This window comes from Streptomyces sp. NPDC090106 (assembly GCF_044747265.1).
Taxonomy (GTDB): domain Bacteria; phylum Actinomycetota; class Actinomycetes; order Streptomycetales; family Streptomycetaceae; genus Streptomyces.
In genome coordinates this window covers 184,813-206,451 of the sequence record NZ_JBIVDS010000001.1, presented here as the reverse complement: position 1 = coordinate 206,451, position 21,639 = coordinate 184,813, and the positions used below count along the sequence as shown (strand labels likewise).

Genomic DNA, 21,639 nt, shown 5'->3' with positions numbered 1-21,639 from the left:
TGTGTGCGGGTGATCGGTCTGTTGTGCGGCGCGGCTCTGTGGATCAGGGAGAATGGGCGCCATGAGCGTTCGCAGTCAGTCATCCGAGCCGTCCGGGCCGTCCGGGTCGTCCATGGCGTCCGAGCCGTCCGTGACGTCCGCGGCTCCCCACCGCGCCGGCTTCGCCTGCTTCGTGGGCCGCCCCAACGCGGGCAAGTCCACCCTCACGAACGCTCTGGTCGGGCAGAAGGTGGCCATCACCGCCGACCAGCCGCAGACCACCCGCCACACGGTGCGCGGCATCGTGCACCGGCCCGACGCCCAGCTGATCCTGGTGGACACCCCCGGGCTGCACAAGCCGCGCACCCTGCTGGGCGAGCGGCTGAACGACGTGGTCCGCACGACCTGGGCCGAGGTCGACGTGATCGGCTTCTGCCTCCCGGCGAACGAGAAGATCGGCCCCGGCGACCGCTTCATCGCCAAGGAGCTGGCCGGGATCAAGAAGTCGCCGAAGGTCGCCATCGTCACCAAGACGGACCTCGTCGACTCCAAGGCCCTCGCCGAGCAGCTCATCGCGATCGACCAGCTCGGCCGGGAGCTGGGGATCGACTGGGCGCAGATCGTGCCGGTGTCGGCGACCGCGAACAAGCAGGTCGACCTGCTCGCCGACCTGCTGATCCCGATGCTGCCCGAGGGACCCGCGCTGTATCCGGAGGGCGACCTCACGGACGAGCCCGAGCAGATCATGATCGCGGAGCTGATCCGGGAGGCCGCGCTGGAGGGCGTCCGCGACGAGCTGCCGCACTCGATCGCCGTCGTCGTGGAGGAGATGCTCCCCCGCGAGGACCGGCCGGCCGACAAGCCGCTGCTCGACATCCACGCCTTCGTGTACATCGAGCGGCCCAGCCAGAAGGGGATCATCATCGGCCCCAAGGGCAAGCGGCTCAAGGAGGTCGGGATCAAGTCCCGCAAGCAGATCGAGGCGCTGCTCGGCACCCCGGTCTTCCTCGACCTGCACGTCAAGGTCGCCAAGGACTGGCAGCGCGACCCCAGGCAGCTGCGCCGCCTGGGCTTCTGACCCCGCCCAGGCCCGCCCGGCCCCGCGCCGCTCAGCGGGACCGGGTCAGGTCCTGGAGGCCCACCACCCGCAGGAGCTGGAGCCGCTCGTAGGACTCCGTGCCGGGGCGGGCGGTGTGCACGACGAGCTGCTGGACGCCGTCCTCGCCGAGCAGGATCTCGCAGTCCAGTTCCAGCAGACCGACCTGCGGATGCCGGAACCGCTTCGTCGCCTGCCGCCGCACGGACACCTCGTGCTCCTCCCACAGCCGGGCGAACTCCTCGCTGCCCGACCGCAGTTCGGCCACCAGGGCGGCCGGTGCCGGATCGTCGGGGCGGGCCGCGGCCACCGCGCGCAGGCTCGCCACATGCTGCCGGGCGTGCTCGGCCACGTCCTCCGGCGGGAACAGTTCACGCGCCCCGGGCTCCAGGAAGAACCGGCGCAGCATGTTCCGCTCCCGCGGCGGCCGGGCCATCATGTCGCCGCTCAGCGCCCGTGACATCGCGTTCTGCGCGAGGGCGTCGCCGCAGTCGCCGACCACCATCGCCGGGGTGTCGTGGAGCCGGTCCAGGATCAGCAGCAGCCCCGGCTTCACATGGTGCGAGCCGCCTCCCCGGCGCGGCGGCTCCTCACCGGCCAGGTGGAACAGATGGTCGCGCTCGTCGTTCGTCAGCCGCAGCGAACGGGCCAGCGCGGCCAGCATCTGACGGGACGGCCGCGGGCCCCGGCGCTGTTCGAGGCGCGTGTAGTAGTCCACCGACATGCCCGTCAGCTGGGCCACCTCCTCGCGGCGCAGTCCGGGCGTACGGCGCCGGGCGCCGGGCGTGAGCCCCACGTCGGAGGGGTTCAGGCGGGCGCGGGCGCGACGCAGGAAGTCGGCGAGTTCGGTTCGGTCCACCCCTCCAGGGTGCGGCACCCGGGCCGCCGTATCCAGGGACCGCCGATCCCCCGATCGACGGGGCTCTCCCGCCCGCCGCCGCCCCGCCCCAGGCTGGTCACCGACGAGAGGAGCACATCGTGCTGACACTGGTGACGGGTACGACGGGGCAGGTCGGGAAGCGCTTCGTGCCGAGGCTGCTGGCCCAGACGGAGCCGGGGGAGGAGGTCCGGGTGCTGGTCCGGGACGAGGCGCGCGCCGAGCCGTTCGCCGCGCTCGGCGCGCAGGTCGCCGTCGGGGACCTGCGGGACGAGGACACCCTCGGCAAGGCGCTGGCCGGGGTCGACGCGGTCGTGAACATCGCCGCGTCCTTCCGCGGGGTGCCGGACGAGGAGGCGTGGGCGGTCAACCGGGACGCGGCGGTCTCCCTGGGCAGGGCCGCGCGGGCCTCCGGGGTGGCGCGCTTCGTACAGGTGAGCACGAACAACGTGTACGGCACCGGACGCGGGCGTCCGCTGGTCGAGGAGGACGAGAGCGTGCCCGGCGGCGCGATGTGGGGCGCCTACCCGGCGTCCAAGGCCGAGGCCGAGCGGGAGCTGCTCGCCCTCGACGGCATGGACGTACGCGTGGCACGGCTGCCCTTCGTCTACGGCGAGGGCGACCCGCACCTGACCGCGGTGATGCGGTGGGCGGGGGGATGGGCCCCGGCCCAGCGGCTGCACATGGCGCACCACGTCGACGTGGCCCAGGGCCTGCTGCGGGTGCTGCACGCCCCGGGCATCGCCGGGCGGGTCTACAACGTCGCCGACGACGCGCCCGTCACCACGGTCGAGCTGTTCGGGCTCAACGGGATCGACGTCCCCGAGGAGCTGTACGGCAACACCGACCCGGACCCGTGGTGGGGGATCGTCTCGACCCGGCGGATCCGCCGTGAGCTGGGCTACCGTCCGCACTTCCCTTCGGTGTGGTCGGCGCGGGACGCCGGAGCGCTCTGAGGCCGCCGGGCCGCGCGCCTCAGCGCTGCCCCCGCAGCAGCTCCCGGTACCAGGCGTAGGAGTCCTTGGGGGTGCGTTCCCGGGTGGTGAAGTCCACGTGGACCAGGCCGAACCGTTGCGCGTACCCCTCGGCCCACTCGAAGTTGTCCATCAGCGACCAGACGAAGTAGCCGCGGACGTCCACCCCGGCCTCCACCGCCCGGTGCAGGGCCCGTACATGGCCGTCGAGGTAGTCGATGCGGGCCTGGTCGTGGAGGCCGTCGTAGGAGCAGCCGTTCTCGGTGACGACCACCGGGGGGAGCCGGTCGCCGTAGCGGGCGTGGAAGGTGGTCAGGATCTCCGTGAGGCCCTCGGGGACCACCGGCCAGCCGAAGTCCGTCGTCGGGACGCCCTCGATCTCCCGCACGGAGAAGGGAAGTTCGGCGGGGATGGTCAGGCCGCCGAACTCGATGTCGGCGCCCTGCGGGGCGCCGACGCGGGTCGGGGCGTAGTAGTTGACGCCGTAGAAGTCCAGCGGCTCCGCGATGACCTTGAGGTCGGCGGCCACGTCCCCCGGCATCAACTCACCCAGTCCGGCCGGGTATTCGCCGAGCAGGACCGGGTCGGCGAACAGACGGTTCAGCAGGATGTCGTAGAAGTCCGCCGCCCCCGTGTCCTCGGCGCTGTCGGAGGCCGGCCAGGTGGGGCCGTGGGAGTTGGCGATGCCGATGTCCCGCGCGCCGGACGCGCGCAGGGCCTGGACGGCGAGTCCGTGGGCCAGGAGCTGGTGGTGGGCGACGGGCAGCGCGTCGAACATGAGCTGCTTGCCGGGGGCGTGGGCGCCGAGCGCGTGGCCGAACAGGGTGTGCTCGGCGGGCTCGTTGAGGGTGATCCACTTGTGGACGCGGTCGCCGAGGCGGTCGGCGACCTTGGTGACGTGCTCGGCGAAGCGGGCCGCGGTGTCCCGCTCCAGCCAGTCCAGGGCGACCGGCAGGTCCCAGTGGAAGAGGGTGGGCACCGGGGTGATCCCGGCCGCGCCCACCTCGTCCACCAGACGGTCGTAGAAGTCCAGGCCACCGGGGGAGTTCACCCGCGGCCAGGAGACCGAGAAGCGGTACGCGTCCACGCCGAGGCCGGCCAGCAGTGCCACGTCCTCGCGGTAGCGGTGGTAGTGGTCGCAGGCCGTCGCCGCGTCGGAGCCGTCCTTCACCCGGCCCGGCTCGGCGGTGAAGGCGTCCCACACGGACGGCTCGCGCAGCTCCACCGCGCCCTCGATCTGATGGGCCGAGGTGGAGACACCCCACAGGAAGCCGTCCGGGAACCGGGGCACCGCACGCTCGTCGTCACGCTCTTCAGTCGCCATGCGCCGGATCATCGGCACCGCGGCCGACGGAAGTCAACGGTCCGGCACAGCGGTCCCGTGTCAGGCGCCCTCCTTCAACACCCGTGAGATCAGCTCCCGTTGTTCCTCGGTGAGCCGGGGATCGGCCGCGTACACCGTTCGTCCGTCGACGCTGATCTCATAGCCGAAGCCGTCGGGGACACCGGCGGGCGGCGCGTCCCGGCCGGAGGCGACGGCCGCCTCGGCCAGGGTGCGCCAGCCGGCCGCGTCGGGCCGGCCCGCCGTGTCCACCTCGGCCTGCCGCTCGATGCCGGCGAAGCCGCCGGTGCGTGTCACTCGAATCCGCATAGGACGTGTCTAGTACGGATTCACGTCGTCGGCACCCCGACCTGCTCCCACGCCTTCTGCACGGCGCCGAGTTCCGCGGCCTCGCCGTAGCGGGCCCTGGCGGCGGCGACGGTCAGCCTGGCGAAGTCGGTGAACTCCGCGGTCTTCGTCAGCTCGCCCCCGGTCAGCACGTCGTACCAGATCTGTCCCGCGCGTTCCCAGGCGTGGCCGCCGAGTTCGGTGGCGAGGAGGTAGAACGCGTGATTGGGGATGCCGGAGTTGATGTGGACGCCGCCGTTGTCGCGGCCGGTGCGGACGAAGTCGGCCATGATCGCGGGCTGCGGGTCCTTGCCGAGGACGTCGTCGTCGTAGGCGGTGCCCGGGGCCTTCATGGAGCGCAGGGCGGTGCCGGTGACGCGCGGGGCGAGCAGGCCCGCGCCGATGAGCCAGTCGGCGTCGGCGGCGGTCTGGCCGAGCGTGTACTGCTTGATGAGGGAGCCGAAGACGTCCGAGACCGACTCGTTGAGGGCGCCCGACTGGTCGAAGTAGGCGAGGTTGGCGGTGTACTGGGTGACGCCGTGGGTGAGTTCGTGGCCGATGACGTCGATCGGGATGGTGAAGTCGAGGAAGATCTCGCCGTCGCCGTCCCCGAACACCATCTGCTCGCCGTTCCAGAACGCGTTGTTGTAGCCGTGGTCGTAGTGGACGGTCGCGTCCAGCGGCAGACCGCTCGCGTCGATGGAGTCGCGGGCGAAGGCGTTGAGGTACAGCTCGAAGGTGGCGCCGAGACCGGCGTAGGCACGGTTGACCGTGGCGTCCTTGCCGGGGGCGGAGCCCTCGGTGCGGACCTTCTTGCCGGGCAGGTCGGTGCGGTGCCGCGCGTCGTGGATCGTGCGGTGCGCCGTGTCCGGCTCCGCGCCGCGCGGCGCCGCGACGGACGGGGCGCCGATGACGGTGGTCAGCCGGCGCTGGGTGCGCTCGTAGGCGTCGCGCTGCAGGGTCCTGCGGGCGGGTCCGGAGAGCGCGGGGTCCTCGGCCCGGGCGAGCTTGTCGAGGACGTGTGGCGGTACGACGGTGCAGAAGACGGGCTCGTGGCCCCCGTGAGTCGTCATGCCCGGCACCATTGCACTGCGTGATGGCGGTGTCACTACCCTCCGCCATGATTGATGAAATATACGGACACAGCGCCGCACTCTCCGTGACGGAGTGGTATGACGAAGTGGCGTGGCGCACTTTTCGGCCGTTTTGTGCCACCGGTCCCGCATACTGATACGGCGCCCCGCATCCGAACCGGCTCGGCTAGCATGCTTCGCATCATGCGTTTCGGGCTGCTTCTTCTTAGCTGCCGCGGCGAGGGCCTGTAGTCCAGGTCGACTCCCTCCCCGCGGAGCTTTGTGTTGCGTCGTCGGCCGTCCTTCCCGGACATCCTGAGGAGCCCCGCAATCATGGCGAACCGCCAGCAGCCCAGCACCATGCCGATCCACAAGTACGGCCAGTACGACCAGGTCGACATCCCCGACCGCACCTGGCCCGACAACCGGATCACCACCGCTCCCCGCTGGCTCTCCACCGACCTGCGTGACGGCAACCAGGCCCTGATCGACCCGATGTCGCCCGAGCGCAAGCGCCGGATGTTCGACCAGCTGGTCAAGATGGGCTACAAGGAGATCGAGGTCGGCTTCCCTGCCTCCGGCCAGACCGACTTCGACTTCGTGCGCTCCATCATCGAGGAGCCCGGCGCGATCCCCGACGACGTCACCATCTCCGTACTGACCCAGGCCCGCGAGGACCTGATCGAGCGCACGGTGGAGTCCCTGAAGGGCGCCAAGCGCGCCACGGTCCACCTGTACAACGCCACCGCCCCGGTCTTCCGCCGGGTCGTCTTCCGCGGCTCCAAGGACGACATCAAGCAGATCGCCGTCGACGGCACCCGCCTGGTGATGGAGTACGCCGAGAAGCTGCTGGGTCCGGAGACGGAGTTCGGCTACCAGTACAGCCCCGAGATCTTCACCGACACCGAGCTGGACTTCGCCCTGGAGGTCTGCGAGGCCGTCATGGACGTCTACCAGCCGGGTCCGGGCCGCGAGATCATCCTCAACCTGCCCGCCACGGTGGAGCGTTCGACCCCCTCCACGCACGCGGACCGCTTCGAGTGGATGAGCCGCAACGTCTCGCGCCGCGAGCACGTCGTCATCTCCGTCCACCCGCACAACGACCGCGGCACCGCCGTCGCCGCCGCCGAACTGGCCCTGATGGCCGGCGCCGACCGCGTCGAGGGCTGTCTGTTCGGACAGGGCGAGCGCACCGGCAACGTCGACCTGGTCACCCTGGGCATGAACCTGTTCTCCCAGGGCGTCGACCCGCAGATCGACTTCTCCGACATCGACGAGATCCGTCGCACGTGGGAGTACTGCAACCAGATGGAGGTCCACCCGCGCCACCCGTACGTGGGCGACCTGGTCTACACGTCCTTCTCCGGCTCCCACCAGGACGCCATCAAGAAGGGCTTCGACGCCATGGAGGCCGACGCGAAGGCCAAGGGCGTCACCGTCGACGACATCGAGTGGGCCGTGCCGTACCTGCCCATCGACCCGAAGGACGTCGGCCGCTCCTACGAGGCCGTCATCCGCGTCAACTCGCAGTCCGGCAAGGGCGGTATCGCCTACGTCCTGAAGAACGACCACAAGCTGGACCTGCCGCGCCGGATGCAGATCGAGTTCTCGAAGCTCATCCAGGCCAAGACCGACGCCGAGGGCGGCGAGGTCACCGGCGGCGACATCTGGCACGTCTTCCAGGACGAGTACCTGCCCAACCCCGAGAACCCGTGGGGCCGCATCCAGGTCAGGAACGGCCAGTCGACGACCGACACCGACGGCGTGGACACCCTGCGCGTCGAGGCCACCCTGGACGGTGAGGACACCGTCCTGACCGGGTCCGGCAACGGTCCGATCTCGGCCTTCTTCGACGCGCTGGCGCAGGTCGGCGTCGACGCGCGGCTGCTGGACTACCAGGAGCACACGATGAGCGAGGGCGCGTCCGCGCAGGCCGCCTCGTACATCGAGTGCGCCATCGACGGCAAGGTCCTGTGGGGGATCGGGATCGACGCGAACACGACCCGTGCGTCGCTGAAGGCCGTCGTCTCCGCCGTCAACCGGGCCGCCCGCTAGGGCGTGTCCGCCGGGGCCCCAGGGCCCCCGGCGGCGCTTGCCGCACGTGTGTCACAGGGTCCCGTTCGTCGTCCGCCGACGAGCGGGACCCGTCCGTTTTCGGCCATCGACCTGTGCAGGTCACGGAAAGGTCTCGTCCTGGGTGATGACTGGACCTGGCGGATGTGGCTAACATCACGCCAGCGCGGCGATGTTGCCGCGGCGTAACGCGGAGGTGCGACGTGCTGCCAGGACGGGGACGAAACGGCCGAGCCGCCAGGCCTGCCCGCATCCTGGGTGTGCGCACCGCGTGGACACCCGTGGGCGACGGCGAGTTCTTCTGCCCGGGCTGCGGAGGCGACCGCAACTACCAGCGGCTCACCGGCCGCCGCCGCTTCACCTGCCTCGGCATCCCGGTCCTCCCGCGCGGCGAGACCGGCCCGGTCGTCGAGTGCGCCGCCTGCCGCCGGCACTTCGGCACCGACGTCCTCGACCACCCCACCACCACCCGCTTCTCGGCGATGCTCCGCGACGCCGTGCACACCGTCGTCCTCGCCGTCCTCGCCGCGGGCGGCACCTGCTCCCGCGCCTCCCTGGAGGCCGCCGCGGCCACCGTGCGCGCCGCCGGGTTCGACGACTGCACGGAGGACCAGCTCGGCGCGCTCGTCGAGGCGCTCGCCGCCGACACCGGACGCCTCTTCGGCCAGCCCTGCGGCGCGGGGCTCGCCATCGAGCTGCACGAGGCCCTCGACCCGCTCGCCCCGCACCTCGCGCCCCCCGGCCGGGAGTCGATCCTGCTCCAGGGCGCCCGGATCGCCCTCGCCGACGGCCCCTACACGCCCGCCGAGCGGGACGCGCTGGCCACCGTCGGCGCGGCGCTCACCATCCGCGCCGAGGACGTCACCCGCCTGCTGGTCGCGGCCCGCACCCCTTCGTAGAAGGCCCGCCGCGCACCGGCCGGGGGTGAACTTCGTATACCGACCGATGGGGGCGTGCCGGACGCCTGTTCCCGTCCGGTCGTCCTAGAGCAGGCCCGCTGCCGCCAGGTGCCGGGCGACCCGCTCCACCTCGTCCCGCGACAGGGGGATCTGGGGTTCGGCGGTCGCCGGGCAGGCGATCACGCCGCGCAGATGCAGTGCCGCCTTGAACGCGCCCAGCGCGGACGACGAGCCGCCCATGCGGGCCGGGTCGCCGGCCGCCGTCAGGCCGAACAGGGCGCACAGGCGGTCCTGCTCGGTCCGGGCGGCCGTCCAGTCCCCGGCGCGGCACAGCCGGTCGAGGCGCACGTACGCCTCGGGGTCGACGTTCGCCAGGCCGGGGACCGCGCCGTCCGCTCCGGCGGCCATCGCCGAGTCGACGATCAGCTCGGAGCCGGTGAGGACGGCGAAACCGCCGCCGCCGGTCCGTCCGCGCACCCCGCGCAGCACCTCGCGGAAAGCGGTCAGGTCGCCGCTGGAGTCCTTCAGACCCGCCAGGGTGCCCTCCGCCGCCAGCTCCACCACCACGTCGGCGGGCAGCTTGGTGCGCACACCGGAGGGCAGGTCGTAGGCGATGACCGGGAGCGGGCCGCGCTCGGCGAGGAGCCGGTAGTGGCGGGCGATCTCCGCCGGGTGGGTGCGGGTGTAGTAGGGGGCCGTGGCGACCACGGCGTCCGCGCCCGCCGCCGCCACCGCGCGGACATGGTCCAGGACCCGGGGGGTCGTCATGTCGATCACCCCGGCCAGGACCGGCAGCCGGCCGCCCACGTGGTCCGCCACGGTCCGCACCACCAGCGCCCGCTGCGCGTCCGTGAGATAGGCGGCCTCCGACGTGGAGCCGAGGACGAACAGCCCGCTCACCCCGGCCGCCACCAGATGGTCCACCAGGTTCACCAGCGAGGGGACGTCCACCTCACGGTCCGGTGTCAGGGGGGTGCAGACGGGCGGTACGACTCCGGTCAGCGGGGCGGGGAAGGGCATGCACGGCTCCTCGGGTCCAGGGGTCCCGGGGCCCGGCGCGTACCGGGCCCCGGGGCGGCTCCTTCTCCCTACCCGAGCTCGCCCGCCAGCAACTCGGCCGCCTCGGCCACCAGCGCGTCGTCCCGCGCCGCGTCCTGGGCCGGCAGGGTGGTCAGGATCGCGAGCACGAGCGGGCTGCCGTCGTCGGTCCAGGCGATGCCCGCGTTGTTGTTGGTGCCGTAGGAGCCGCCGCCGGTCTTGTCGGCGACCGTCCAGGTGTCCGGCAGGCCGGCGCGCAGCCGGGTGCCGCTCGTCGTGTTGTGCAGCAGCCAGTGCGTGAGCAGCTCGCGGTCGGGGCCGTCCAGGGCGTTCCCGAGGACGAGACGGCCGTACGTCCGGCCGATCGCCCGCGGGCTCGTCGTGTCCGTGATCCGCCACGGTTCGGCCGAGTTGAGCTCCGTCTCCCAGCGGTCCAGGCGGGTCACCCGGTCGCCGAGGGAACGGGCGAACCGGGTGATCGCGGTGGGGCCGCCGAGTTCGCGCAGCAGCAGGTTGCCCGCGCCGTTGTCGCTGTAGGTGATGGCGACCTCGGCGAGTTCGGCGACCGTCATGCCGTCGGCGATGTGCTCCAAGGTCTTGTCGGAGCCGGACTCCGGGAGGTCGTCCGCGGTGTAGAAGATCCGCCGGGACAGGAACTCGCCGTCGCGGTCGAGGTCGCGCAGGACGGCCGCGGCGGCGAGCGTCTTGAACAGCGAGCACATCGGGAAGAGTTCGTCGGCGCGGTACCGGACCGTCCGGCCGGTGGCGAGGTTGCGCGCGTACACGCCGAGCCGGGCGCCGTGCCGTGACTCCAGCGCGGCCAGCCCGGCCGACCCGTCGGGGGCCGCGGCGGCGGTCGAGGTGCCCGCGAGGGCGGTCGCGGCGGTCACTGCGGTCGCGGTGAGGAACGTGCGTCGGGTGGGGATGGTGTTCTCCTCTGCTCGGACGTGCTCGACAAAGGTTCTCCCCATGATCGACGCGGTGTCCGGGCGCGACGGTTGCGCGGCCTCGCCCGGCCTCGGTCGCAGCGCAGGTCGGCCAACCGGCTTTTCCTCAGGGGGGTTTGCCCCCTGAGGGGCGATCAGGGGTGTCGGGGCAGTCCGTCGAGGAACTGTGTCCAGGCGCGAGCCGGGACGAGGAGCACGGGGCCGTCTCCGGTGAGCTTGGAGTCGCGGACGGGGACGACCCCGGGGAGGCCGCTCGCCACCTCGACGCAGTTGCCACCCTCGCCGTTGCTGTGACTGCTCTTGCGCCAGCGGGCGTTGCTCAGGTCGTACGCGCGCATTGTCTGTAGTCCTCAGCTGCTGATTCGATCAGGTCGAGGGACGCCTCCGGCGACAGCGCGGCGACCCTGAGCAGATCGTAGGTGCGCTGTGCCCGCTTCACCACAGCCGGATCGTCGACCAGTGTCCCCGTGAACGAGGTCTCCGTGTAGGCGACCGGTGGGGCGTCGTCGAAGTCCATGAGCCGCAGGTCCCCGGCCATCAGCGCGTGCGCTCCGGCCGCGAACGGAACCACCGTCACCCACGCCGTGCGCTCGCGCATCAGCCCCGCGACATGGTCCAGTTGCCTGCCCATCGCCGCCCGGCCGCCGACCGGGACGCGCAGCACCGTCTCGTGCAGGATCACCCAGTACTCCGGCCGCGTCGCGTCCTTGAGGACCGCCTGCCGTTCCAGCCGGCCCGAGACCGTCTCCTCCACGTACTCGTCCGTGACGAACGGGTTGGCCGCGAGGGTGACCGCGCGGGCGTAGGCCGCCGACTGCAACAGGCCCGGCATCACCGTCGGCGCGAACTCGCAGATTCGGGTGGCGAGCCGTTCGAGGCCCACGACCTCCGCGAAGTAATCGGCGTACCGGCGGTCATTGATGAGCTTCCTGCACAACCGCTCGAAAATACCGTCGGTTTGCAGAGCGTCATCAATCCGCTGGGCGATATCGAGCTGAGGTTTTCGAATTGCCTGCTCGAACTGCCCGATATAGGCGCCGGAGACGAACACCCGGACGCCCAACTCGACTTGGGTGAGCCCGGCGTCCTCGCGGCGGCGTTTGAGTTCGGCGCCGAAGAACTCCCAGACAGCCTGACGTGAACCGTTGGCCATGGCCAACCCCCTTGTGCTGCTTTGCACTTGTAGACCACAGACTCCTGCCGAGTGTAGGGACGACACGTCACTGTGGAGAGGCGAAGAGTGAAATCCGAAGGAGAGGGGAGTCAGGTGGAGGAACACCACTCGGCGTACTGCGTCGGAGAAGCGGAGGAAACGGTGAAGGAATTGCGGACGCTGTTGGAGAGAGCGGGGATCGTGCTCCCGACACTCCGACTCGATCCGGGGAGTCTCGCCCGCGAGGCGCCGTGTCCCCTGGTCGAACTGGGCCGCTGTTCCGTCGAGACCGCCCGGCGCCTCACGGCGGTGCTGCGATGAGGCCGCCGGGGCCGCCGGTCGGGTCGTACGTCGTGGACACCCGGTCCGGACGCCTGGGGATGGTGATGGGGCATGAGGGGCCCTATGTCCAGCTCCGGCCGTACGGCGGGGGACGGGAGTGGGACGTGGCACCGGACGCGCTGCGGCAGGCGACGCTCGCGGAGCGGCTCAGCGCGGCCACGGCGTACGCGAACGCCAGAAGCCGCGGGGAGGTCCCTTGAGGCCGTGCCCCGGGCGCGGTGACGTAGGGTGCGGGCGCATGGGTCTGTGGAGCGTACGGAGCTGGACGAAGCCCAGGACGAGGAGCCGCTACCCGGCGGCGCTGACCGCGCACCAGCTGTGGATGGTGTCGCTCGGCGCCCCCGTGAGCCGGGACCGCACCGCCTCGCGCAGCACCCTGTACCCGTTCACGCGGATCGACGACGACAGCGCCCGGAGCTGGCTGGCCGACCAGTGGGAGATCACCACCCGCGACGAGCTGAGCGCGCGCCTCGACGAGCTGGCCGCCGTCGGATACCGGGCCCGCGCCCGGCAGCTGCTCGGGGTGGAGCCGCTGGCCTGGGACGCGGCCCTGTACGTCGACATCTCCCGGCGCGGGTTCGCCGCCGGGATGATCACCGAGGCCGAGGCGTGGACCGCGCTGAAGAACATCGTGCCCGCGGTGGTCTCGGCGTACGGCTCGTGGCGCGAGTACGCCGATCACTATCTGCTGGGGCGCAGCGTGTGGCGCGAGCGCCTGGAACGGCTCGATCCCGGTGACCTGCCCGCCCCGCAGGCGACCGCCGACGCCCATCTGCGGGCGCTGCTCGACCCCGCCAACCGGGCCAGCCCCTGGAACCTGGCCCCCTGGGACACCATCGGCCTCCCCGACAGGACACGCTGACCCCCCGGCGTACGGGACAATGGGGCCATGAGTCTGTTCCGGGATGACGGCGTCGTGCTGCGCACCCAGAAGCTCGGCGAGGCCGACCGGATCATCACCCTCCTCACCCGCGGTCACGGGCGGGTGCGGGCCGTCGCGCGCGGGGTCCGGCGCACCAAGTCGAAGTTCGGCGCCCGGCTCGAACCCTTCTCCCACGTGGACGTGCAGTTCTTCGCGCGGGGCGGCGAGCTGATCGGCCGCGGGCTGCCGCTGTGCACACAGAGCGAGACGATCGCGGCGTACGGCGGCGGCATCGTCACCGACTACGCCCGCTACACCGCCGGCACGGCGATGCTGGAGACCGCCGAGCGGTTCACCGACCACGAGGGCGAACCGGCCGTGCAGCAGTACCTGCTGCTCGTCGGGGCGCTGCGGACCCTCGCCAACGGGGAGCACGCGCCGCATCTCGTGCTCGACGCGTTCCTCCTCAGGTCGCTCGCCGTCAACGGCTACGCGCCCAGCTTCAGCGGCTGCGCGAAGTGCGGGATGCCCGGGCCGAACCGGTTCTTCTCGGTCGGCGCGGGCGGTTCCGTGTGCGTGGACTGCCGGGTGCCGGGGAGCGTCGTACCCTCACCGCGGACCCTGGAGCTGCTGGGCGCGCTGCTTACGGGAGACTGGGAGACCGCGGACGCGTGCGAGCCGCGGTACGTGCGGGAGGGGAGCGGGCTGGTCTCCGCCTATCTGCACTGGCATCTGGAACGCGGGCTCCGGTCACTGCGTTACGTGGAGAAGTAGCCACGTACCGCGCGGCAGCGGCCCGCCCGTGGTGAAGCAAAGCCGTTAAGGAGACGAGAAGCACATGGTCGTACGCGGGATCCTGGGGCGTCAGCGCCGCGAGCACAAGGCGCCGGAGCCGCACCCGTCGGGTGCCCGCGCCCCGAAGCTCCCCGGCGAGCTCGTGCCCAAGCACGTGGCGATCGTCATGGACGGCAACGGCCGCTGGGCCAAGGAGCGCGGGCTGCCGCGCACCGAGGGGCACAAGGTCGGCGCCGAGCGGGTCCTCGACGTGCTCCAGGGCGCCATCGAGATGGGCGTCGGCAACATCTCCCTCTACGCCTTCTCCACCGAGAACTGGAAGCGCTCGCCCGACGAGGTCCGCTTCCTCATGAACTTCAACCGCGACTTCATCCGCAAGACCCGTGACCAGCTCGACGAGCTCGGGGTGCGGGTGCGGTGGGTGGGGCGGATGCCCAAGCTGTGGAAGTCGGTGGCCAAGGAGCTCCAGGTCGCCCAGGAGCAGACCAAGGACAACGACCTGCTCACCCTGTACTTCTGCATGAACTACGGCGGGCGCGCGGAGATCGCGGACGCGGCGCAGGCCATGGCGGAGGACGTGCGGGCCGGGCGCCTGGACCCGTCGAAGGTCAACGAGAAGACCCTCGCCAAGTACCTGTACTACCCGGACATGCCGGACGTGGACATGTTCCTGCGGCCCAGCGGCGAGCAGCGCACCTCCAACTACCTGCTGTGGCAGAGCGCGTACGCCGAGCTGGTCTTCCAGGACGTCCTGTGGCCCGACTTCGACCGCCGTGACCTGTGGCGGGCCTGCGTCGAGTTCGCCTCCCGCGACCGCCGCTTCGGCGGGGCCGTCCCCAACGAGGACCTCCTGGCCATGGAAGCGGCCATGCGGGGCCGCGTCGACGACGACCAGTAGGTCATCTTCCGGTCTCCCGCCGTTCACGCGGGTCGCGCACGATCCGGCCATGAACCGCGTGATCCCCGCCTCCCTCGCCCTGGGCACCCTGCTGGTCGCGGCCCTGCCCGCGCAGGCCGCGCACCAGCCGGCGCACTCCGCCGACGCCCGCACGAGCTACGGCACGAAGGCCGTCTACGCCCCGCAGCAGAACGCGCGGACGTACCAGCGTCCGCCCGCCGGGTACCGGCCCGTCTTCACCGAGAACGTGTCCCGGCACGGCTCCCGCGCCGCCTCCGACAGCGAGGACGCCGACCTGGTCCTCGCCCTGTGGGACCAGGCCGACGCGTCCGGTCAGCTCACCCGCAAGGGCGAGGGGTTCGGGCCCACGGTGCGGGCGCTGGCCGCCGCCATGGCGAAGGTCGGGTACGGGAACCTCAGCGGGCGCGGCGAGCAGGAGATGCGGGACACGGCCACGCGCATGGCCGACCGGCTGCCGTCCCTCTTCTCGAAGATCGCCGCGGACGGCGAGACGATCGACGTCGTCAGCTCCGGACAGGGGCGCGCCATCGCCAGCGCCGACCGGTACGCGGGCGCGCTCGCCGCGGCCGAACCGGACCTGACGGACCTCATCGGCGCCACCCGGACCGACAAGGACCTGCTCTACTTCCACAAGGCCGCGGGCGGCGCCGCCTACCGCGACTACATCGACAACGACGAACGGCTGGCCGCCACCCTGAAGTCGGTCACCGGGCAGCCGCGCACCGCCAAGGCCGCGGCCGGCGTCCTGCGGGGCCTGTTCACGCCCGCCTTCGTCGCCGGGATCGAGGACCCGGTCGCCGCCGCCGAGGCCGTCTACAACCTGTACGCCATCGCGCCCGCCATGAGCGAGGAGAGCCCCGGCGGCAGGGGCTGGGGCATGGAGCGGTACATCTCGCGCGCGGACGCCGCCTGGTTCGGGTACCTGGGCGACGCCGAGGACTTCTACGAGAAGGGCCCCGGCTTCGCGGACAGCGACATCACGTACAAGATGGCCGACGTCCTCCTCGACGACCTCTTCCGGCAGGTCGAGGCCAAGCGCGACGGCACCAGCACGCTGGGCGCCGAGCTCCGCTTCACCCATGCCGAGGAGCTCATCCCGCTGGCCGCCCTGATGGGCCTGCCGGGCAGCACGGACGCCGTCACCGAGGCCGGGCCCTACACCTACGCCACCAACACCTGGCGCGGCTCCTCCGTCGCCCCGCTCGGCGCGAACATCCAGTGGGACGTCTTCCAGAAGGGCGACCGCTACCTGGTCCGCATGCTCTACAACGAGCGGGAAACCGCCTTCAAGGCCACCTGCCGCCCCGTCGCCAAGGGCAGCAAGTTCTACGACCTGGACGAACTGGAGCGGTGCTTCGGACGCGGCTGAGGCGCGGGAGCGCGGCGGGGTGGCGGGCCTGCTCTGCCACCCCGTGTTCGCGGTCTGCGCGATCCTGGCGGGTGCGGCGGTGCCGGCGCCGGGGTTCCGCGGCGGCGGCTCCCTCAACCCGGTCGGGGTCATGTTCATCGTGTGGGGGCTGGTGATCCCCTTCACCCGGTCCCGCGTCCGAGCGCCGGGCCTCAGCCCGCGTCCGCCGCGCAGTCCGCGCAGGTGCCGAAGATCTCCACGGTGTGGGCGACGTTGACGTAGCCGTGCTCCGCGGCGATGGCCTCGGCCCACTTCTCGACCGCGGGGCCCTCGACCTCCACGGCCTTGCCGCAGACGCGGCAGACCAGGTGGTGGTGGTGCTCGCCGGTGGAGCAGCGGCGGTAGACGGACTCGCCCTCGGAGGTGCGCAGGACGTCCACCTCACCGGAGTCGGCGAGGGACTGGAGGGTGCGGTAGACCGTGGTGAGGCCGACCGAGTCGCCCTTGTGCTTGAGCATGTCGTGCAGCTCCTGCGCGCTGCGGAACTCCTCGACCTCGTCCAGGGCCGCCGCCACGGCGGCCCGCTGCCGGGTGGCACGGCCCTTCACGGGCGGTCCAGCGGTTGTCACCGTTGCCTCCTACCTGACGTCTGCGGCTGCCGGGCCATTGTGCCAGCCCGGCCTGTCACCAGTCAGACGCCGACCTCGCCGGCCGCCTCCCTGCTGGCCGGAATCACGCACTCCGCCGGGTCCGCCGCCGGGTGCGCCGCCGCTGCCGCCCGGGCCCGGCGCCGGGCCAGCGGGGCCGCCAGGGCGGTGAGCGCGATGAACGCGCCGATGGTCAGCAGCACGATCGTCGCGCCGGGCGGGACGTCCTGGTAGTACGAGGTGACCGTGCCGCTGATCGTGACCGTCACGCCGATGGCGACCGCGATCGCGAAGGTCGCCGCGAAACTCCGGCTGAGCTGCTGCGCCGCCGCCACCGGCACCACCATCAGGGCCGAGACCAGCAGCAGGCCGACCACGCGCATGGCGACGGTGACCGTCACGGCCGCCGTGACCGCCGTCAGCAGGTTCAGCGCGCGCACCGGCAGGCCGGTGACCCGTGCGAACTCCTCGTCCTGGCTCACCGCGAAGAGCTGGCGCCGCAGCCCCAGGGTGACCAGCACCACGAACGCCGCCAGCCACAGGATCGCGGTCACGTCCGACTCGGACACCGTCGACAGGGAGCCGAAGAGGTACGAGGTCAGGTTGGCGTTGGAGCCGGTCGGCGCGAGGTTGATGAACATCACGCCGCCCGCCATGCCGCCGTAGAACAGCATCGCCAGCGCGATGTCGCCGCGCGTCCTGCCGTACCAGCGGATCAGCTCCATCAGGACCGCGCCGAGGACGGAGACGGCCGCGGCCATCCACACCGGGGAGGCGTTCAGGAGGAAGCCGAGGCCCACGCCGGTCATCGCGACATGGCCGATGCCGTCGCCCATGAGGGCCTGGCGGCGCTGGACGAGGTAGATGCCGACGGCGGGGGCCGTGATGCCGACCAGGACGGCGGCGAGCAGCGCCCGCTGCATGAAGGCGTAGTCGAGGAGGTCCATCAGCTCAGCAGTCCCGTGTGGATCGGCGCGTGCTCGTGCGGGTGTACGTGGTCGTGGCCGGGCAGGGCGTGCTGGCCGACGGCCTTGGGGGGCGGGCCGTCGTGCAGCACGCAGCCGTCCCTGAGGACCACCGCCCGGTCGATCAGGGGCTCCAGGGGGCCCAGTTCGTGCAGGACGAGCAGGACCGTCGTACCGGCCGCGACCTGTTTCTCCAGGGTCCTGGCCAGGACCTCCTGGCTGGCCAGGTCGACGCCCGCCATCGGCTCGTCCATGATCAGCAGCTCGGGTTCGGCGGCGAGGGCGCGGGCGATCAGGACGCGCTGGTGCTGGCCGCCGGACAGGGCGTCGACCGGGTCCTTGGCCCGGTCCGCCATGCCGACCAGCTCCAGGGCGCGGTGCACGGCCTCACGGTCGGCCCTGCGGAGCATCCCGAAGCGGGCGCGGGAGAGCCGGCCGCTGGTCACGACCTCGGTCACGGTCGCCGGGACGCCGCCCGCGGCGGTGGTGCGCTGCGGGACGTAGCCGATGCGGGCCCAGTCGCGGAACTGCCCGCGGTCCGTGCCGAACAGGCGGATCGCGCCCTCGGCGAGGGCCACCTGGCCGATGATCGCGCGGATCGCGGTCGACTTGCCCGAGCCGTTGGCGCCGAGCAGGGCGACGACCTCACCGCGCTCCACGGTGAGGTCGATGCCGCGCAGGACGGGCCGCGAACCCAGGTCGGCGCGGACGCCGCGCAGGGATATGACGGGCTCGGTCATGCCGTCCTCCGTTGTTCGCTGATCACTTGGCTCCCAGAGCCGTCTGGAGGGCCTTCAGGTTCGATTCCATGACCTCGAAGTAGTCGTCGCCCTCGGACTTGGACGTGATGCCCTCGATCGGGTCGAGGACGTCCGTCTTCAGCCCGGAGTCGGAGGCGATGGTCTTCGCGGTCTTGTCGCTGACGAGCGTCTCGTAGAACACCGTGGTGACACCGTCGGCCGCGGCCATCTTCTCAAGGTCCTTGACGCGGGCCGCGCTCGGCTCGGACTCGGGGTCGAGGCCGTTGATGGCCTCCTCGGTCAGGCCGTAGCGCTCGGCGAGGTAGCCGAAGGCGGCGTGGGTGGTGATGAACACCTTGGTCTTCGTGTTCTTCAGCCCGTCCTCGAACCGCGTGTTGAGTCCGTCGAGCTTCTCGACCAGGGCCGCGGTGTTCTTCTTGTAGTCGGCGGCGTTGTCCGGGTCGGCCTTCTCGAAGGCCTTGCCGACGCCCTCGGCGACCTCGGCGTAGCGCACCGGGTCGAGCCAGATGTGGGGGTCGAGGCCGGAGAGTTCCTCGTCCTCGTGGTCGTCGTGCTCGGCCGCGTGGCCGCCGACCTCGTTGCCGTGCTCCTCCAGGGTGGTCAGCGCGGCGGCGTCGATCTTCGTCTTGATCTCGGACTGGGCGACGGCGTCGTCCACGGAGGGCTGGAGGTTCTTGAGGTAGAGCACCGCGTCGGACTCCTGGAGCTGCGCGGTCTGCTTGGCGCTGATCTCCAGGTCGTGCGGTTCCTGGCCGGGCTCGGTCAGGCTCGTGACGTTCACGTGGTCGCCGCCGATCTGCTCGGCGAGGAAGGCCATCGGATAGAACGAGGCGACGACGTCGAACTTGTCCGTGTTGCCGGACGCGGCGTTCGCGCCTGAGCAGGCGGAGAGGGTGACCAGACCGAGGGCGGTGGCAGCGGCCGTGGCCACCGTGGGTATGAGGCGTCGTCGTACGTTCATGACAGTCATTTTCAACAAAAATGGAAACGGTTGTCAACAAGCGTGAGCGGCCGTCCACAGAGGGCTACCGATTTGATTGAGGGGGAGAGTGCGCCGGTACGCTGAAGCATTCGCTCTGAAGTCGCGCTCCGGGGACCTCCTCGCGAGGGCGCGCTTCGTCGCCCGTCGTCGTAATGAAGAGAGCACCGTGGCCGCCGACAAGATCGACACCATCGTCAGCCTGAGCAAGCGCCGTGGCTTCGTTTTCCCCTGTAGCGAGATCTACGGCGGCCAGAAGGCCGCCTGGGACTACGGACCGCTGGGTGTCGAGCTCAAGGAGAACCTCAAGCGCCAGTGGTGGCGCTACATGGTGACGTCGCGCGAGGACGTCGTCGGTATCGACTCGTCCGTCATCCTGGCCCCCGAGGTCTGGGTCGCCTCCGGTCACGTCGCCACGTTCTCCGACCCGCTGACCGAGTGCACCTCCTGCCACAAGCGCTACCGCGCGGACCACCTGGAAGAGGCGTACGAGGAGAAGAAGGGCCGCGCCCCCGAGAACGGCCTCGCCGACATCAACTGCCCCAACTGCGGTACCAAGGGCCAGTTCACCGAGCCCAAGCAGTTCTCCGGCCTGCTGTCGACGCACCTCGGCCCGACCCAGGACTCCGGTTCGGTCGCCTACCTGCGCCCCGAGACCGCGCAGGGCATCTTCACCAACTTCGCCCAGGTGCAGGTCGCCGCGCGCAAGAAGCCGCCGTTCGGCATCGCGCAGATGGGCAAGTCCTTCCGCAACGAGATCACGCCCGGCAACTTCATCTTCCGCACCCGCGAGTTCGAGCAGATGGAGATGGAGTTCTTCGTCAAGCCGGGCGAGGACGAGAAGTGGCAGGAGTACTGGATGCAGGAGCGGTGGAACTGGTACACCGGCCTGGGTCTGCGGGAAGAGAACATGCGGTGGTTCGAGCACCCGCAGGAGAAGCTCTCCCACTACTCCAAGCGCACCGCCGACATCGAGTACCGCTTCCAGTTCGGCGGCAGCGAGTGGGGCGAGCTGGAAGGTGTCGCCAACCGCACCGACTACGACCTCAACGCGCACTCCAAGGCCTCCGGCACGGACCTCGTCTACTACGACCAGGAGGCCGGCGAGCGCTGGACCCCCTACGTCATCGAGCCCGCCGCCGGTGTCGGCCGCACCATGCTGGCCTTCCTGCTCGACGCGTACGTCGAGGACGAGGCGCCCAACGCCAAGGGCAAGCTGGAGAAGCGCACGGTGCTGCGCCTCGACCACCGCATCGCCCCGGTGAAGGTCGCGGTGCTCCCGCTCTCCCGCAACCCCGAGCTGTCCCCGAAGGCCAAGGGCCTCGCCCAGGCGCTGCGCCAGCACTGGAACATCGAGTTCGACGACGCCGGCGCCATCGGCCGCCGCTACCGCCGCCAGGACGAGATCGGCACCCCGTTCTGCGTCACCGTCGACTTCGACACCCTTGAGGACAACGCGGTGACCGTGCGCGAGCGCGACTCCATGAAGCAGGAGCGCGTCTCCCTCGACCAGGTCGAGGGCTACCTCGCGGCCCGTCTGATCGGCGCGTAGGTCAGGATCGTCAGCTGAGCGCCGGGCGGGTCGAGCCGATCGACCCGCCCGGCGCCGCTGCGTGCGGGCGTCCCCTGCGGACGTCCCGCGCGGGTATTTCGTGAGAGTGTGCGGACATGGCGATCATCCACCGCACCACCCTCACCCCGACCAAGCTGGAACTGCTCACCGCCTGGCTGCCCGGCACCCCCTGGTACGACGCCGCCGGGGAGCCCGAACTCGCCAAGGCGGGCGGATTCCGGCTGGACGATCCCGCGGGCGAGGTGGGGATCGAGTTCATGGTGGTCACCGACACCGCCGGTGCCGGGACGGTCAGCCTGCTGGTCCCGATGACCTACCGCGGGGCCCCGGCCGACGGCCTGGAGCACGCGCTCATCGGCACCACCGAACACGGCGTCCTCGGCACCCGCTGGGTGTACGACGGCGTCCACGACCCGGTGCTGCTCGCGCAGTTGGGGGCGCTGCTGGAGGGCCGCGCACAGCCGCAGGCGCAGAGCGTCAGCGACGCCGTGGACCAGGAGGTCACCTGGTCCCGCGACCCGGCCGCCGCCGAGGGCACGACACCGCGCCCGCTGCGGGTCCTGCGGCCCGGCTCGGAGGTTCCCGAGGGGGCCGCGGGGCACGTCGAGGGCGCGTGGCAGCTCCCGGACGGCAGCCGGGTGCGCGGGGTGTTCGCCGTCCTCGGGTAGCC

Annotated in this window: 24 protein-coding genes; 12 read left to right on the top strand and 12 right to left on the bottom strand. The window is 71.4% G+C overall.

What is annotated here, in order from left to right; genetic code table 11:
* Positions 1–52 precede the first annotated feature (52 nt).
* Positions 53–1,057 carry a GTPase Era gene (gene era / locus ACIPSE_RS00920; protein WP_401655961.1) on the top strand — a complete coding sequence of 335 codons (1,005 nt, stop codon included), beginning with the start codon at positions 53–55 and terminating at the stop codon, positions 1,055–1,057.
* 31 nt (positions 1,058–1,088) lie between these two features.
* Here era and ACIPSE_RS00915 read toward each other — a convergent pair whose 3' ends face one another.
* Complete coding sequence (locus ACIPSE_RS00915) at positions 1,089–1,934, bottom strand: helix-turn-helix transcriptional regulator (RefSeq protein WP_401655959.1); 846 nt, start codon at positions 1,932–1,934, stop codon at positions 1,089–1,091.
* 119 nt (positions 1,935–2,053) lie between these two features.
* Between ACIPSE_RS00915 and ACIPSE_RS00910 the strand changes: the two genes are divergently transcribed.
* Positions 2,054–2,908 carry an NAD-dependent epimerase/dehydratase family protein gene (locus ACIPSE_RS00910; RefSeq protein WP_401655957.1) on the top strand — a complete coding sequence of 285 codons (855 nt, stop codon included), beginning with the start codon at positions 2,054–2,056 and terminating at the stop codon, positions 2,906–2,908.
* Positions 2,909–2,927: 19 nt separating this feature from the next.
* On the opposite strand, the gene ACIPSE_RS00905 is transcribed toward ACIPSE_RS00910, so the two are convergent.
* The 3 genes from ACIPSE_RS00905 to ACIPSE_RS00895 are packed head-to-tail and all read right to left on the bottom strand — an operon-like array spanning position 2,928 to position 5,668.
* Positions 2,928–4,262 carry a GH1 family beta-glucosidase gene (locus ACIPSE_RS00905; protein ID WP_401657610.1) on the bottom strand — a complete coding sequence of 445 codons (1,335 nt, stop codon included), beginning with the start codon at positions 4,260–4,262 and terminating at the stop codon, positions 2,928–2,930.
* 48 nt (positions 4,263–4,310) lie between these two features.
* Positions 4,311–4,577, bottom strand: coding sequence for a protealysin inhibitor emfourin (locus tag ACIPSE_RS00900; RefSeq protein WP_401655955.1), 267 nt, complete (start codon positions 4,575–4,577; stop codon positions 4,311–4,313).
* 20 nt (positions 4,578–4,597) lie between these two features.
* Positions 4,598–5,668 (bottom strand): M4 family metallopeptidase, encoded by a 1,071-nt coding sequence (locus ACIPSE_RS00895; RefSeq protein ID WP_401655953.1) that lies wholly within the window; start codon positions 5,666–5,668, stop codon positions 4,598–4,600.
* A 333-nt stretch (positions 5,669–6,001) separates the two neighbouring features.
* Here ACIPSE_RS00895 and leuA point away from each other — a divergent pair, with 333 nt between their 5' ends.
* Complete coding sequence (gene leuA, locus ACIPSE_RS00890) at positions 6,002–7,723, top strand: 2-isopropylmalate synthase (RefSeq protein WP_401655951.1); 1,722 nt, start codon at positions 6,002–6,004, stop codon at positions 7,721–7,723.
* A gap of 221 nt (positions 7,724–7,944) precedes the next feature.
* A complete protein-coding gene (locus tag ACIPSE_RS00885; RefSeq protein ID WP_401655949.1) occupies positions 7,945–8,640 on the top strand; it encodes a TerB family tellurite resistance protein in 696 nt (231 codons plus the stop codon).
* An 84-nt stretch (positions 8,641–8,724) separates the two neighbouring features.
* Here the strand turns inward: ACIPSE_RS00885 and ACIPSE_RS00880 are convergent, their stop codons facing one another.
* The 4 genes from ACIPSE_RS00880 to ACIPSE_RS00865 form a co-directional block, all read right to left on the bottom strand.
* Entirely contained in the window at positions 8,725–9,660 is a 936-nt protein-coding gene (locus ACIPSE_RS00880) for a dihydrodipicolinate synthase family protein (RefSeq protein ID WP_401655947.1), read from the bottom strand.
* Positions 9,661–9,728: 68 nt separating this feature from the next.
* The gene (bla, locus tag ACIPSE_RS00875) at positions 9,729–10,649 is read right to left on the bottom strand and encodes a class A beta-lactamase (RefSeq protein WP_401655945.1); all 921 of its coding nucleotides are present in this window, start codon (positions 10,647–10,649) and stop codon (positions 9,729–9,731) included.
* Positions 10,650–10,759: 110 nt separating this feature from the next.
* A complete protein-coding gene (locus ACIPSE_RS00870) occupies positions 10,760–10,963 on the bottom strand; it encodes a DUF397 domain-containing protein (RefSeq protein ID WP_401655943.1) in 204 nt (67 codons plus the stop codon).
* Positions 10,945–11,778 (bottom strand): helix-turn-helix domain-containing protein, encoded by an 834-nt coding sequence (locus ACIPSE_RS00865; RefSeq protein ID WP_401655941.1) that lies wholly within the window; start codon positions 11,776–11,778, stop codon positions 10,945–10,947. Before ACIPSE_RS00865 ends, ACIPSE_RS00870 begins: the two co-directional genes overlap by 19 nt.
* A gap of 114 nt (positions 11,779–11,892) precedes the next feature.
* Here ACIPSE_RS00865 and ACIPSE_RS00860 point away from each other — a divergent pair, with 114 nt between their 5' ends.
* From ACIPSE_RS00860 to ACIPSE_RS00835, 6 genes are all read left to right on the top strand, one after another.
* Complete coding sequence (locus tag ACIPSE_RS00860) at positions 11,893–12,099, top strand: hypothetical protein (protein WP_401655939.1); 207 nt, start codon at positions 11,893–11,895, stop codon at positions 12,097–12,099.
* The gene (locus ACIPSE_RS00855) at positions 12,096–12,320 is read left to right on the top strand and encodes a hypothetical protein (RefSeq protein ID WP_401655937.1); all 225 of its coding nucleotides are present in this window, start codon (positions 12,096–12,098) and stop codon (positions 12,318–12,320) included. Before ACIPSE_RS00860 ends, ACIPSE_RS00855 begins: the two co-directional genes overlap by 4 nt.
* Positions 12,321–12,358: 38 nt before the next feature.
* Positions 12,359–12,982 (top strand): DUF1266 domain-containing protein, encoded by a 624-nt coding sequence (locus ACIPSE_RS00850; protein WP_401655935.1) that lies wholly within the window; start codon positions 12,359–12,361, stop codon positions 12,980–12,982.
* 27 nt (positions 12,983–13,009) lie between these two features.
* The gene (gene recO / locus ACIPSE_RS00845) at positions 13,010–13,756 is read left to right on the top strand and encodes a DNA repair protein RecO (protein WP_401655933.1); all 747 of its coding nucleotides are present in this window, start codon (positions 13,010–13,012) and stop codon (positions 13,754–13,756) included.
* Positions 13,757–13,820: 64 nt separating this feature from the next.
* Positions 13,821–14,675 carry an isoprenyl transferase gene (locus ACIPSE_RS00840; protein ID WP_401655930.1) on the top strand — a complete coding sequence of 285 codons (855 nt, stop codon included), beginning with the start codon at positions 13,821–13,823 and terminating at the stop codon, positions 14,673–14,675.
* A gap of 49 nt (positions 14,676–14,724) precedes the next feature.
* Positions 14,725–16,065, top strand: a complete 1,341-nt coding sequence (locus tag ACIPSE_RS00835; RefSeq protein ID WP_401655928.1) for a histidine-type phosphatase — start codon at positions 14,725–14,727, stop codon at positions 16,063–16,065.
* Positions 16,066–16,256: 191 nt separating this feature from the next.
* On the opposite strand, the gene ACIPSE_RS00830 is transcribed toward ACIPSE_RS00835, so the two are convergent.
* The 4 genes from ACIPSE_RS00830 to ACIPSE_RS00815 all read right to left on the bottom strand — a co-directional run bounded on the left by ACIPSE_RS00830 (position 16,257) and on the right by ACIPSE_RS00815 (position 19,378).
* Positions 16,257–16,673 (bottom strand): Fur family transcriptional regulator, encoded by a 417-nt coding sequence (locus ACIPSE_RS00830; protein WP_401655926.1) that lies wholly within the window; start codon positions 16,671–16,673, stop codon positions 16,257–16,259.
* Between the two features lie 62 nt (positions 16,674–16,735).
* Positions 16,736–17,638: a metal ABC transporter permease gene (locus ACIPSE_RS00825; RefSeq protein ID WP_401655924.1), complete on the bottom strand. Its 903-nt coding sequence runs from the start codon at positions 17,636–17,638 to the stop codon at positions 16,736–16,738.
* Positions 17,638–18,396 carry a metal ABC transporter ATP-binding protein gene (locus ACIPSE_RS00820; protein WP_401655922.1) on the bottom strand — a complete coding sequence of 253 codons (759 nt, stop codon included), beginning with the start codon at positions 18,394–18,396 and terminating at the stop codon, positions 17,638–17,640. The genes ACIPSE_RS00825 and ACIPSE_RS00820 overlap by 1 nt, the downstream gene beginning before the upstream one ends.
* A gap of 22 nt (positions 18,397–18,418) precedes the next feature.
* Positions 18,419–19,378, bottom strand: a complete 960-nt coding sequence (locus tag ACIPSE_RS00815; protein WP_401655920.1) for a metal ABC transporter substrate-binding protein — start codon at positions 19,376–19,378, stop codon at positions 18,419–18,421.
* 187 nt (positions 19,379–19,565) lie between these two features.
* On the opposite strand from ACIPSE_RS00815, the gene ACIPSE_RS00810 reads away from it, so the two are divergent.
* Positions 19,566–20,948 (top strand): glycine--tRNA ligase, encoded by a 1,383-nt coding sequence (locus tag ACIPSE_RS00810; RefSeq protein ID WP_401655918.1) that lies wholly within the window; start codon positions 19,566–19,568, stop codon positions 20,946–20,948.
* A gap of 116 nt (positions 20,949–21,064) precedes the next feature.
* Entirely contained in the window at positions 21,065–21,637 is a 573-nt protein-coding gene (locus tag ACIPSE_RS00805; RefSeq protein WP_401655916.1) for a 1,4-alpha-glucan branching protein, read from the top strand.
* The last annotated feature ends 2 nt before the right edge of the window (positions 21,638–21,639 follow it).